At 40.7% G+C, this 13835-nt stretch carries 14 protein-coding genes; 2 read left to right on the forward strand and 12 right to left on the reverse strand.

Translation table 11 applies throughout. The features are described 5' to 3' along the window. Nucleotides 1-4: 4 nt before the first annotated feature. From QQK09_RS01980 to QQK09_RS01990, 3 genes are all read right to left on the reverse strand, one after another. On the reverse strand, nt 5-886 hold the full coding sequence (locus QQK09_RS01980) for an ABC transporter permease (RefSeq protein ID WP_284202430.1): 882 nt from the start codon (nt 884-886) through the stop codon (nt 5-7). Further along, nucleotides 883-2001, reverse strand: coding sequence for an ABC transporter ATP-binding protein (locus QQK09_RS01985; RefSeq protein ID WP_284202432.1), 1119 nt, complete (start codon nt 1999-2001; stop codon nt 883-885). The genes QQK09_RS01980 and QQK09_RS01985 overlap by 4 nt, the downstream gene beginning before the upstream one ends. A gap of 93 nt (nt 2002-2094) precedes the next feature. Next, nucleotides 2095-3165 (reverse strand): extracellular solute-binding protein, encoded by a 1071-nt coding sequence (locus QQK09_RS01990; RefSeq protein ID WP_284202433.1) that lies wholly within the window; start codon nt 3163-3165, stop codon nt 2095-2097. Nucleotides 3166-3674: 509 nt separating this feature from the next. Between QQK09_RS01990 and QQK09_RS01995 the strand changes: the two genes are divergently transcribed. Continuing rightward, on the forward strand, nt 3675-4073 hold the full coding sequence (locus tag QQK09_RS01995) for a DUF4345 domain-containing protein (protein ID WP_284202434.1): 399 nt from the start codon (nt 3675-3677) through the stop codon (nt 4071-4073). After that, complete coding sequence (locus tag QQK09_RS02000) at nt 4073-5575, forward strand: arylsulfatase (protein WP_284202435.1); 1503 nt, start codon at nt 4073-4075, stop codon at nt 5573-5575. Before QQK09_RS01995 ends, QQK09_RS02000 begins: the two co-directional genes overlap by 1 nt. A gap of 86 nt (nt 5576-5661) precedes the next feature. Here the strand turns inward: QQK09_RS02000 and QQK09_RS02005 are convergent, their stop codons facing one another. The 9 genes from QQK09_RS02005 to QQK09_RS02045 all read right to left on the reverse strand — a co-directional run bounded on the left by QQK09_RS02005 (nt 5662) and on the right by QQK09_RS02045 (nt 13663). Further along, nucleotides 5662-7917: a tetratricopeptide repeat protein gene (locus QQK09_RS02005; RefSeq protein ID WP_284202436.1), complete on the reverse strand. Its 2256-nt coding sequence runs from the start codon at nt 7915-7917 to the stop codon at nt 5662-5664. Between the two features lie 114 nt (nt 7918-8031). Then, a complete protein-coding gene (locus QQK09_RS02010; RefSeq protein WP_284202437.1) occupies nt 8032-8352 on the reverse strand; it encodes a YqfO family protein in 321 nt (106 codons plus the stop codon). A 3-nt stretch (nt 8353-8355) separates the two neighbouring features. Next, a complete protein-coding gene (locus QQK09_RS02015; protein WP_284202438.1) occupies nt 8356-9309 on the reverse strand; it encodes a DUF4382 domain-containing protein in 954 nt (317 codons plus the stop codon). Between the two features lie 148 nt (nt 9310-9457). After that, nucleotides 9458-10408 (reverse strand): 5-oxoprolinase subunit C family protein, encoded by a 951-nt coding sequence (locus tag QQK09_RS02020; protein WP_284202439.1) that lies wholly within the window; start codon nt 10406-10408, stop codon nt 9458-9460. Next, complete coding sequence (gene pxpB, locus QQK09_RS02025; protein ID WP_284202440.1) at nt 10398-11084, reverse strand: 5-oxoprolinase subunit PxpB; 687 nt, start codon at nt 11082-11084, stop codon at nt 10398-10400. The genes QQK09_RS02020 and pxpB overlap by 11 nt, the downstream gene beginning before the upstream one ends. Then, the gene (locus QQK09_RS02030; protein ID WP_284202441.1) at nt 11081-11794 is read right to left on the reverse strand and encodes a 5-oxoprolinase subunit PxpA; all 714 of its coding nucleotides are present in this window, start codon (nt 11792-11794) and stop codon (nt 11081-11083) included. Before QQK09_RS02030 ends, pxpB begins: the two co-directional genes overlap by 4 nt. Continuing rightward, entirely contained in the window at nt 11794-12576 is a 783-nt protein-coding gene (locus tag QQK09_RS02035; protein ID WP_284202442.1) for a hypothetical protein, read from the reverse strand. Before QQK09_RS02035 ends, QQK09_RS02030 begins: the two co-directional genes overlap by 1 nt. After that, complete coding sequence (gene truC / locus QQK09_RS02040) at nt 12564-13322, reverse strand: tRNA pseudouridine(65) synthase TruC (RefSeq protein WP_284202848.1); 759 nt, start codon at nt 13320-13322, stop codon at nt 12564-12566. The genes QQK09_RS02035 and truC overlap by 13 nt, the downstream gene beginning before the upstream one ends. Continuing rightward, nucleotides 13322-13663, reverse strand: a complete 342-nt coding sequence (locus tag QQK09_RS02045) for a YqcC family protein (RefSeq protein ID WP_284202443.1) — start codon at nt 13661-13663, stop codon at nt 13322-13324. The genes truC and QQK09_RS02045 overlap by 1 nt, the downstream gene beginning before the upstream one ends. Nucleotides 13664-13835: the final 172 nt, after the last annotated feature.

The following is a 13835-nucleotide window of genomic DNA, read 5'->3' on the forward strand; positions in this document are numbered from 1 at the left end:
CCTCCTAAGACATGACTTTGCTGAATGATTGTCGGCTGAGTTTTAAGCCAAGCCACACTATCAATGACGATATGGATAATAACAACACGCCAAATGCCGAACCCTGTTGCCAGTTAAAGCGCGTAATGAATTGGGTAAATATTTGCTCTGTAAACCATAAACTTGATTTACCACCAAGTAGAATCGGTGTTAAATAATTACCTAAAGTGAGCATAAATACCACGATACACCCCGATACAATCGCAGGTTTTGCATGCGGTACAACGATATGCCAAAAAACAGAAAATCCGTTGCCGCCCAAGTCGTAACCCGCTTCAATGTAACTATCATCAAGGCTGTCTAAGGTTGATGTCAAAGGCACAACCATAAACAACATACTGCTATAGACGAGACCTAACATGATGGTTGCGTCGGTATAAAGAAACTCGATCGGGCCATCAACAAGACCGATGTATTGCAGGAAAGTACTAATGACACCACTTTCACGCAATAAAATCATCCAACCGTAGGTGCGCACTAGTTCACTGACCCAAAACGGGATTAAACAAAGCACAAACAATAAACCTTTAGCACGCCCTCTTAACATTTTTGCGATGTAATAAGAGATTGGGAAAGCAATGATTAAGGTTAAGATCGTGGCAATGATCGACATGATCGCAGTGCGTAAAAAAGTGTTCCAATATAATGGTTCAGTAAAAAAAGCGATAAAATTACTAAAGCCATATTCATAGATGCGCGGTGCGACACGTTCTTGCAGAGAGATATTTAACATGGTTAATTGAGGTAAAATGACTAACAAAAACAGCCATAATAGAATCGGGCAAAGTAGTAACAACAGGCCCAATTTAATTGGTGTGCGCGCATTTGCTGTGCCGATTGTTTTCATGACACTTCTAATTCTTTAGGAAATGTTTTTACTTGTTGGAAGGGAAATGAAATTTGTAGCTTATCGCCCTTTTGTAAATGCATAAATTCCGCGGTTTGGGGTAACTTAACCTTTATCTCTTCACCAGAGTTTTGTTCTTCGACTAATAATTGGCTATTCGCACCATCAAATAAGATATTGTTAATCTTAATGTTCAAATGGTTATCTTGTAAATTTGCGGTTACTTGTTGCGATATATGCACCGCCTCTGGACGTATAAAGATGTCGACTTCTGAACCAATGATGAGTGATTTGTTGTCAACCTTACTCACGGAGAGAATTAATCCCGTTGTTGTTTTTACTTTTAATGAATCAGGCAGAATATCAATGACACTAGCCGACCATTTATTACTATCCCCCACAAAACCAGCTACAAATGCATTATCCGGTTGATAATATAACTGCTGAGGGTCACCGACTTGTTGGAATTGCCCATGGTTCATTACCGCAACTTGATCGCTCATGACCAGGGCTTCAGATTGGTCATGGGTAATATAAACAAAGGTCGTTTCGAACTCTTGTTGAAGTTGTTTCAATTCAACTTTCATGTGTTCTCGTAACTTTAAGTCCAAGGCACCTAAAGGTTCATCCAGCAGTAAGACATCCGGATTTAAAACCAGGCATCTAGCGATCGCAATACGTTGTTTTTGCCCGCCAGATAATTGTGTAATTTGTTTGTTACCACTGCCCGCAAGATTAACGCGCGCTAACACTTGCTCTACTCTGTGCTTTATTTCAACTTTATTAATACCTTGACGGTGTAAACCATAGGCGATGTTTTCTGAGACATTCATATTTGGGAAAAGTGCGAGGTGTTGAAAAACCATATTTACAGGGCGTTTATTAGGGGCAACACCATTCATTGATTTGCCTTTAATGATGATTTCCCCTGATGTGGGGTTATCAAAACCTGCAAGCATACGTAATAAGGTTGTCTTACCACAACCAGATGGCCCTAATATAGAGAAAAAGCTGCCCTTTTTTATTGCAAATGAGACGTGGTCAACGGCAGTGAAATCATCAAATTTCCTGACGATATCGGTGCATTGCAAATCAAACTCCATATGATTAAGCACATTATTTCCTAGTTGTTGATTGAATGAAATTTAATTGAAGTAAAATGTAAGGTGTAACTACTGTTACACCTTATTGACTTGAATAATGAGTGACTATTTTGCCGCTTTGATACGATCTAATACCTTGCCTTCGATCATCTCTAAACCGGCAGGTACGGGTGGGTACCACTTAATATTATCAATCGCAGCAGTATCGAAACTTGCTTTATATTTTGCTCTTAATGACGCATTTACAAAATCATCAGCGCCTTTTGAAGCGGTAAAATTACCAGCTGAATCAGTAATCATCGCAGCGACTTTAGGTTGCATAACAAAATTTATCCACTTGTAGGCAGCACTTTCATTTTTACTTTTTCGTGGTATTGCAAATGCATCAATCCAACCTAGCGCGCCTGATGTTGGCGCAACAAAACTGATCGCTTTATTATCATCATTAAGTTGCCAACCACCTGCATCCCAAGCCATTGCCGCAACAGTTTCATTGCTGCGCATTAAGTTTTTCATTGCATCGCCACCTGACCAATAGGCTTTGACATTCGCTTTACAGCTAATTAATTTATCCTGTACTTGCAACATTATTTTTTCATATTCAGCCGGATCATCATAAGCGGCAAATGGGTCTAATCCCATAGAGAAAGCAAAGGCGATCAGTGTCGGACGTTTTAAACGGTAGGTCACTTTTCCCCTGTAAGTATCATTACATAGGTCGGTATAATCTTTCACGTTGGCAGCTTGTTCTGAGTTGACGATTAATCCAGACGTTCCCCAAATATGTGGAACACCATAAGATTTCCCTTCATACATTGACGATTTCAACGTCGCATCAAGCATACTAGCGACAAATAATTTATTATCTATTTGAGACATATCAATGGGTTTATAAATATTAAACTCAGCATGAGCACTCGCAATTCTATCTTGGCTAGGCTGTACAAGATCAAAACCGCCTCCACGCGTCGCAGAAAGCTTGGCGATCATGTCTTCGTTATTGGATTTTGTCACTTCTACATCGATGCCTGTTTCAGCTTTAAACATATCAACGACAATCTTAGGCGCATAACCACCCCAAGTTAATAAACGTAATGTTTCAGCGTTGACAGATTGAGCTGTTATACACAGGGTAAAACCTACTGCTATTAGCGACCTACATCTTGAAATATTCATTATGTTTCCCATTATTGTCTGTTGATACTAAAAGTTAGCTATATGTAAGCATATGAATGTAAATAATAATTATTACAGAATCATGACAACACACTAACACACCAATAAAACATAAAGTACACATAAAAAATAAATAACAATAGAAGTAGATACTGCCAACTTACCAGCCTCTACGAGGAAAACTCCCACCTTACATAAACTCAGCAAAACGATCGGAGTAAATATTGCCTTTTGTCATTGCTAACTGAAAGAGATCATTTTCTAAAATAGTGCCCATAGTCTTAGGGCCCTAACAAGCTATAATCACTCTACAACAACACGCTTCTTTTTAGCGACTCACCTAGAATTAATACTCTCATAGACTAAAATGGTCACTTCTCTTCGCTTATTGTTTTTTTTATGACACACACTACACATTGATATATTTTTGTTATTTATCCCTTTACCAACTTGCCCCTCTAGCAACTTAACCTACGCTTTGTTTAGGTCAAATTTAACAAAGGCTTAATATGAAAATTGAAAAAAAATTTTTATTAGTCGCCGCTGCAGGGTTAACGCCGATAGCGCTATCCTACGGTCTTCAACCAAGTAGTTCAATGCATTGGTTATTTGGCATTGATGCAGCACCTACCAACGTAAGTCATATATTCAGAGCGGTCATGGGACTTTATTTATGCTTAGTCCTGTTTTGGCTGCTCGGCGCATTTACTAAAAAATACCACCAGCCCGCTTTGTATAGCTTAGTGGTGTTTATGTTTGGTTTAGCACTCGGTCGATTACTCAGTTTGGTGGTTGATGGGTTGCCTCACTGGTTACTTATCGTATACATGCTACTCGAGTTTGGTTTCGGTACTGTTGGATTAATGATGATTAAAAAAGCTGAGCAATCTGCTTTAGAGGAGAAATGATGAATAGGATAATGCTTTCCCTAATCGTAGGGATGTTAACCACGCTGTCGTTTGCAACCAATGCAGCACAAGAAAAACCCAACATCTTTGTTATCTTTACCGATGACATTGGTATCTCTAACCTGAGTGCATATCACAATGGCGTGATGAGTAGTCAAACCCCGAATATCGACAGCATTGCTAAAAAAGGCATGTTATTAACCGATTATTACGCACAGCCCTCTTGTACCGCTGGACGCTCTGCATTTTTAACCGGGCAATTTCCGGCGCGAACGGGTATGCATACGGTTGGTCTGCCGGGTGGCCCTATCGGTTTAAATCAAGAGACGCCAACATTACCAGAAGTACTTAAAAAAATGGGGTACATGACTGGACAGTTCGGTAAAAACCACCTTGGTGATCGAGATGAATTCCTACCAACCATGCATGGCTTTGATGAGTACTGGGGATGGTTGTATCACCTCAATGCGATGGAATACACAGAAGATCCCGATTGGCCTAAAGACCCTGACTTTCAAAAATTTGCACCTCGTAATGTCATTTATGCAAAATCCGACGGTAACGGTAATCAAACAATCGAAGATGATGGCCCTCTTAGCACCGATCGCATGCGTACATTGGATGATGAAGTGAATTACCATACGATCAATTTTATCGAGCGCGCGGTAAAAGCCGATAAACCTTTCTTTACTTGGTACTGCCCATCACGAGGACATGTGTGGACCCATTTATCGCCTAAATATGAAGCGATGTTAGGCCAGAATGGCTGGGGATTGCAGGAAGTTGTCATGAAAGATCTTGATGATCATGTCGGTGAAATGCTCGCTAAAATTGAAGAGCTAGGCATTGCTGATAATACTATTATTATTTTCACCTCTGATAATGGCCCCGAGATCATGACTTGGCCCGATGGTGGTATGACCCCCTTTAAAGGCGAAAAAGGTACGACTTGGGAAGGTGGCGTACGTGCACCTGCATTAGTGAGTTGGCCAGCAAAAATACCTGCAGGTTCGGTCAATAATGGTATTTTTGATGGTATGGATTGGCTACCAACACTGGTTGCAGCAGCAGGAGGTCCTAGCGATCTAAAACAGAAGATGCTGAAGGGTCATGAAGGCTTTAAAGCACACCTTGACGGTTATAATCAGGTGGATATGCTCACTAAAGATGGTGATTCAAATCGTAAAGAGGTCTTCTATTATGAGGGCACTAACCTGCAAGCAGTTCGTATTGGTGATTGGAAAGCGCACTTTGTAGTTCAAAATCATGGTTGGGGAGGCCCGAAAGATGCATTAAATGCACCACTACTGTTCAATTTACGCCGCGACCCTTATGAGCGTGCTGCAGAAGAGTCGGGTATGTACATGAAATGGATGGGTGAAAAAATGTGGGCTTTTGGTCCGGCTCAAGAAGCTGTTGCAAAACATCTAGCAACATTTAAAGACTGGCCAGCCATGACACCCGATATGGCTACCGCTAACACTGGCGGTGTGGGTAACTAACCACCGTTAGAATTATTATTAAGAACAATATAAGCCCATGAAAATGGGCTTTTTTCTGTTTATCACAAATCCTAATATAACTACCTCTATTGATTTAATCGTTGCTTTAATTGGCTAATAATATTTTCAGGGGCATAAGGTTTGAGTGCTTCAATGCAAGCTATTGCAGTCGGTGCTTTGTACTTTACTAACATGTCGCACCGTGCATACAAGTGTTCCGGGTTAGCACTGAGTTGAAACGCTTGATTAAGTGCGGCACTCGCTTTTGACAAATCAACCTTCTCTAACGATAAACCATAAACTAACCAATATTGTGCATTATTCGGCTCAACTTTAGTTGCTTGCTCAAATAGATTTACCGCCTGCTTAGGTTTACTTTGTCGTAATAAAGATAGCCCGGCTGAATAACTTAACATGCCTGAACGTGGTTGCGCTTTAATGCCTTTACTTAATATAGCGAACGCTTGCTCTTCCTTATTTTGAGCACGATAAAGGTCAGCGAGATTGACATAACTATTTGCAAAAATCGGCTCTATTTTTATCGCTTGCTGATACGCCGCAATAGCCTGATCATATTGACCCTGGGCACGATATACATTTCCTAAGTTAGTTCGGCTTGAACCACGATCACTATTAAATTGTTGAATCTCAATATATTCAGCTAATGCAGGTTTAAGCGCGTTACGCTGTTGTTCAGTCAAACCACTCCAATACTGTACTAGAGCTCCAGCAGCACTGCTGCGCACCGCATAAACAGTATCTTTAAGTAAGGGTTCCAATAACTGCCAGCGCTCTGCTAACGGATAAGGGCTACTTCCTTTAACGACACTAAGGCGCACCATTTCATTGTTATCACTTACTGCAGCAGTTAAAGCGTTTAAGCTATTTTTGCCGGGATGATTGGATAACCTTTCCAGTGCCGATGCACGAATAATATTACTTTGGCTTGGCTCTTGGGCAATATAGGTCAATGCACTTTCAGCACTACTATGATTAATACTGCTCGCGTAAAATGCGATACTAAAATGAGCTTGCTGACGATATTTGGAATTTGGAAACCATGATAATAAGGCTTTATCTGCCCAGTCATTGCTTTTATCTTCATGGCAACTTGTACACACATTAGGTGTATCAATATTTTTACTGAGATCCGGTCTGGGTATCTGCCAACTATGATCACGCCTTGGGTCAACCTGCATATAAGTCGTTTCAGGCATATGACAGGTGGTACATTTTGAAGCTTCACTGTTGGCTTCATGAAAAGTATGATTCTGTGGTGAGTATTCGTTACCAAGATGACATTGTGCACATATAGCTTGCTCAGGCACCTGTAATTTCGCGCTATGTGGATTATGACAATTAGTACAAGCGATCCCCTTTTCAGCCATTTTACTCTGTAAAAAAGAGCCATAGACATAATCTTCGTCATAAATTTGACCATCAAAATGATACAGTTCAGCGGTTATATTGCTCAGCAGATAACGATCTAAAAATTTACCTGTCACATGGCTATTTGTTTCATTAAGCTGAATGCGTCGACTATGACACTGCGCACAGACTTGTAATTGCTGTGTTTGTTCAATCTGTTGTGGTTGTAGCGTTGTACTACCCTCTTTGTAAACCCACTCTTTGACGGGTTTGGAGAGGTCACGGTCGAATCCAAAATGTCCATCAAAGCCCATACCAGTATTTTCCAACTGCTGTGCTAATGTTAAATGCTCACTTCCCGGCCCATGACAAGCTTCGCAACCGACACTAATTTCAGACCATGTAGTTTTATATTGGTTAGTCTGTGCATTGTAATTTTTTTGCAGATTAGTGGAGTGGCAATCAGCACACATGAAGTTCCAATTTTGCCCTGTATTTGTCCAATAAAATTCATCACTTTTAGCCATATCAGGATAAAGATGATACCAACGTTGCCCGCCCTCTTTCTTGGGACGTGCATCCCAGCTAAATGGAATCAGTTGTACTCGTCCATCAGCAAACTCAACCATATATTGCTGTAGCGGCGTGACACCAAAAGTATATTTAATTTGGTAGTCATGAAATTGACCATCTGGCCCTTCGATATTCACCCAATACTGCTCACCTTTCCTATAAAAGTGATTTTCCTTGCCATCAAATTTAAAGCGAGCATCATTAAAGTCACCCAGCATGGAGGTTTCATTAGCATGTTGCATTGCTAATTGATGATGTGACCCCTGCCATGATTGATAAGCCTGTTCATGGCAATCCACACAGCTTTTACTACCAACATAATCAGCAGCGATCGTTGCAGACGAGAGTGATATCAAACTGAATAAAAAAAATTGATAAAAAAGAGTAGATAATATGCCCATTAACTTACTTTCCATTTTTCAGCATCGAAGATGAATGATGATTAAGGGCTTATTTTATATTAATTTTACATTTTTAATGAGTTATTTAATTGTTTTTCTTGGGGAAGTTCAAAGTTAAAAGTCATCGAGGGTTTTAATATCGATGACACTATAGGCGGGAGTTTGATAGGGATGGCTATCAATCAATGCTGTTAATACCGACTTTATCTGTTGTTTTTCGCATACCATTTCGACGCGAAACTCGGCTAATTTTTCCAGTTTATCGACTTCACCAATAAACGCATCACTGTTTTTTAGTGGTCTAAACTGCCCTGTTCCTAACACCTGCCAAGCACAGTGATCGTAATTACCAACCTTGCCAGCACCCGCATCAAAGAGTGCTGACTTGACCATTTCACAATGTGCTTCTGGCACATAAAAAATTAACTGATACATAACTTACAGGTCTGTAGCCTCAAAATTTACCACAATATCGCTGCTTTCTAATGTCATCTCTTGTTTTTGTAGGAAAGTGATGCCGTCATCTTCATCGGGATCATCCTCGGTCGCACAACTAAAAGCGATAGTATAATCATCCGCTGCAACAAAACCGATCTCATAACCATAATTTTCGCCATCATAACTAACAAGTGTACTTGCGTAAGGTAAATAAGTGCCACTACCGCCATTATCAGACAAATCATTAATATCAAGATTAAAACCTTGATAGAGATAAATACTGCCGCCAAAATCCCCCTCTTCGGGCGCAGTCAGCGAACAAAGTTGCAATGCATCAGCACTACCGGAGATGGTTGCAGAGGTGCTGTTATCCACTAAACGAACGCCACGAGGTTTTAAAATATAATGATCTTGCCCCACAGGGTCAGTCATCCCCTTACGCAGGTCAAACTCCACGGTTAAATCACTTACCCCTGAAATAACGGCAGTAAAACCATCAAGTTTAAGCTCATTTGACGGAACTTGAATCTCAACTTTACTGCTATCTTCAAGCACCCCATAAGAGCCATCAGAGATCGCTAAACGCAGCTGAGAATATTCTCCCGCTGGGATAATAATATCTTCTAATAATGTGAACGACGCACTACCAGGGTAAGCTAACAGGTCAATACCTAAGGTGTTAGCGATAACCACTTCATTATCATCGACGCAGGCCTCATTGGGCATGATCATATTATCACCGTCACCGACTTCAAAAAGAAGATCTTCTGATCCTCCTTTTAGCTCGACTTGAGAAAAACAGACCATCACTTCTGACAGATCATCAACGGGTGCATCACTCACTGATAAAGAAAAAGTAGTTTCCCCCTCAGAGGTGTTATCGCTTGAGGAGCCACAACCACTGAGCATAAACAGGGGTAGCAGTGCTGCGAGGTAAGTATATTTGTGTGTCATTGTCTTCTCCTTGAGTAACACGCTAATCTATTAAGCTTAGTTTACAGCTGAAAATAAATGCCTAAATAACTGATACAAAAAGAGTTGATATTTAATGCTATTTTAAAACAATTAATTACAAATAATGTTTGACTATTTTTTGCGTTATTCAGCGATTAAAAAAACGTAAACGTTGCAGATAACGCAAACGCTCAACAGCTAAGTCCCCTCGCTTAAAACGGACTTTTGTTCCGATACTTTGCTGCGCAAGTCGGCTGAGATCACAACGCGCGACGCAGCCTAGTTTAGGGTAGCCCCCTAATGTTTGCCTATCCTGTAAAAGAATAATGGGTTGTCCATCGGCGGGAATTTGTACACTGCCCAGAGCAATACCTTCGGAAACGATACCCTGTAAATGGCCTTTAATCGCCTCACCTTGCAAGCGCATTCCCATGCGATCACTGTGTTTATCGATCGCATATTCCGTGCTATAAAATGTCGATTTTTCACTGACCAAAAACTGCTCGCTCTGATAAGACTCAATCACGGAGAGCGTGATAGTTTGTGAGTAATCGGGAATAAATTGTTGTGGCATTTGCTGTACAACAGCCAAGCGCTGTGCTGACAATATCGGTAAAAATTCACCATCTTGTAGCGCACAACCCTCTTTATGTAACCCGCCCATTAAATTTCGTTTCACCGTACTTACACTGCCTAAAACAGGCTCGACTGCAAAGCCGCCCAGCACTGCTAAGTAAGCGCGCACACCGCTTGTTGCATAGGAAAGTATTAGGCTTTCTCCGTGTTTTAAAGAAAAAGAACAATTATTTTTCTGCTTGATAACTTTGCCAGATAAACGCTTAACCGATGCATTCATAGGTGCGCCCGTTAAGGACAACATCATGTCACAACACGCCTCAAACTCAGCTTGTCCAAAACTAATTTCCAGTAATGCAGCATTAGAGGAATTACCAAGCAGATAGTTTGCCCAGCCTGCAGCTAACTCATCACACAGCCCACCTTGGCTTAACCCTTGTTGTGCTTGGTTAAAACGCCCTCGGTCTTGTAGTTGTGTAAACAGCCCCGCTTTTTTAACGACTAAACCGGTTTTATTGTTCATCGATTATTTTGCCTCCAAGATCAATAAACTGCTGTAAATTTATCGCAGTAAATTTGACGCGATCGCCAATCTTAAAGGGGCTAATAGGAGTATGTTTAATATTAAACAGTGAGATTGGGCAATTACCAATAATATGCCAACCTCCTGGGCTATCACTGGGATAAACCGCGCTCTGTTTATCGGCAATAGCAACACTACCCGCTGGCACAAACGCACGTGGACAAATATGTCTTGGTTGGTTAATTCTTTCATTTAACTCAGCTAAAAAAGCAAATCCGGGCGCAAAACCGATGGCGCACACTTGATATATTTTTTCGCTGTGAATATTGATCACATCGTTTACGGAGAGATTGTTATCACAGGCTACTTTATTAAGGTCCCAGCCCACCGTCATATCATAATAAACGGGTAGTTCAATCAGCTTGCCAGTTAGATCGCTTGCTTGACTGGTTTGCTGAGATAGTGCGATTAACTGCTGTTCAGCCACTAAAGGGGATATTTTTAATAGGTCTATTTCAACTAATATACTGCTATATGAAGGGGTAATATCAACTAAAGCATCAGCAAGTTCAGTTTCGATTAACTTAACTAATTGGGCGATCTGCGCCGTTAATGAAAGGTCAATTTGATCACTTAAGGTGATTAAAAAGCAGGTCTCATTAACCGCTTTTATCATCGCAGTAACTTCGCTAATGTTTGAATCTGTTGAACAGCAATTGGGTTATCACCATGCACACAAATTGAATCAACTTGCAAAGCGAGCTTGTTGCCATTAATCGTCGTAATAGTTGAATCTTCGATTAGCTGCTTAACCTGTGCTTCTACCTGCTCTGGTGTCGCTAACAGTGCCCCATGCTCTGAGCGTTGAACAAGGTAGCCTTGATCATCATAAGCACGATCAGCAAAGGCTTCTAAGAGTAATAACACGCCATTTGTTTTTGCTATCTGCTGATAGTTATGTAGATCTGGACGTGCCAGAATCATCAACTTAAGCGGCAGTTCAATTGCACTTATCGCTTCAATAATGGCAGTAAAAACGACCTCATCGGCCATCATCTGATTATATAAAGCACCATGTGGTTTAACGTACTCAACATTGCGACCTTGCAAACGCGCTAGGCTTTGTAAAGCCCCCACCTGATAGCAGATGAGGTGTTTAACTTCCATTGCTGTTAATGAGGTAGGTAAACGACCAAAATTTTCTCGGTCGTTATAACTCGGATGTGCACCTATTTGCACATCATTAGCCTTGGCGATAGCAATAGTTTTCGCCATCAAGTCAGCATCACCTGCGTGTAAGCCGCAGGCAATATTAACTTGCCCCACAAAAGGGATGACCGCTTGGTCACTCGCAAAGCCTTCACCTACATCACAATTTAGCTTCATTAAATCTCTTCAATACGCGGTAAGGTATAGTCGAAAGTATGATCACAACTGCCATCAGATTCACAGTCATTAATACCATCACTGTTTTCATCCCAACTACTGTGCATTCTTTGTACCTGTTCAAATTTTGAAAAGTCATTAACCACTTTCAGGTATATCGCACTTGTTTCACTTGGAAACTCTAAAAAGTCTTGTTTTTCAGCATAGGATCTAAAATCAACCTGCAGATGATCTTTGATTTGGGTAATATTTTCTCTTCTAACACGCTCCCCTAATAAAACAGAATCAAGGTGCTCACTTTGATGACTTTTCATATCGTAAGAAAATAGCCCAACATAGACATAAACAGCGCCACCGGCAGTATTAGTAATGAAAGGGGCTGTATAGTGAACTAAACCACTCTCCGGCTCGTTTAATATCACCATTTTTGACATATTTAGATACAACGAAGCGCGTTCATAAATCCCTTCTTTCTCACCTTGTGGTTCCTGCAATACTTTTTCATAATGACCACGTAAATAATGAATTTCATTTATCTTTTCTATTTTATCAATGCTTACTTCAAAGTCTGTTTCAGGATAGTCCATGGTCATTGGGTAAGCTGAAGAGATATCTTCATATATTTTTTGTGCCGTTGATTGCTCACAGGTCTCTGCATTTTCGTTCCAAACACCCGCTGCTTTTTCACACTCAACAGGTGAATTTATTTTGCTTTGCAGGAAATACCAACCAGCAATAACAATAAGCGCAATGATGGCAATTCGGTTTATTAATTTGTGCATCTGTTAACATCCAATTTTAATGTTGCTAATAATGAGTTAAACGTATCATCTAATGGAGCATGAATTTCTACTTTCTTGCCTGTCACCGGGTGGGTAAACCCAAGGTATGCAGAATGTAATAACAGGCGGTCGGAATCAAAATTATCACGAAACATCTGATTATGTTTACCATCACCATGGGTAGTATCACCGATAATAGGGTGATGAAGATGCTTCATATGGCGACGCAGTTGATGACGTCGTCCGGTTTTAGGTACTAACTCGACCAGCGAATAACGAGATTGCGGATAAGGGCGCACTGCAATTGGCAATTCACTAAATGCGATACCTTTATATTCCGTTTGTGCCTCTTGCGCTTCTTGATCTGGGTTGGCATGTTTATCGGCAATTTTATCGAGTTTCTTTTTCAGCGCGTAATCTAAAAAACCTTCCCCAATATGGCCACGCACGACCGCTAAGTAACGCTTTTCTGTTCGCTGCTCAGCGAACTGTTCCATTAAATCGTTCGCATAGGTTTTATCGAGTAGAAACAGTAGCACCCCAGAAGTGGGTCTATCTAAACGGTGTGCAGGGTAGACATGCTCACCGATTTGGTCACGTAACTTTTGTACGGCAAACTCCGTCGCATGGCTATCAAGCCAACTACGATGCACTAATAAACCAGAGGGTTTATTGATCGCAATAAGGTGTTCATCACGATAAATTATCTCTAAATCAGGCGAAGCCTGCTCTGCTACTTCTAACATCACACTTTCTCATTAATGGTTAAATCGATACGGGTAATTAGCGCCACTATCTCAGGGCAACTATTAATTTGTACTTTAAAATATTCACTGGCCATCGGCGCGATCGCCATCGACGTAGGTAAGGGTAAATTTTGCTGCAATAACAAGGTTATTTTTTCGATAAATATAAACTGTAACCACTGCACAAAATTCAAGTGATCAATCGCAAAGGGAAGTTTGCTTGCTAGTGCTTGCTCACTTGGTCTTTCACTTTGCCAAAGTTGTTGCTTTTGTAATGCACTCTCTAACTCTATTATTAACGCCATTAGTAACTGGCGTTTTTTTAGCTCAAACGGTTGCATTTAATCACTCTAAAATTGAAACAGGGTAATATAAAACGTTTTCCTATTTTTGTCACAACTGCGTTACGATTATATCCGCCTGATGACCATAAATGCGCTGTAAAACCACGCCTAATCACAGGTATCATTTTTTTCCTTAGTGATAATTTGCTATCATCTCACCACGTTACGG

The sequence above is a fragment of the Psychromonas marina genome (assembly GCF_030161115.1).
GTDB lineage: Bacteria > Pseudomonadota > Gammaproteobacteria > Enterobacterales > Psychromonadaceae > Psychromonas > Psychromonas marina.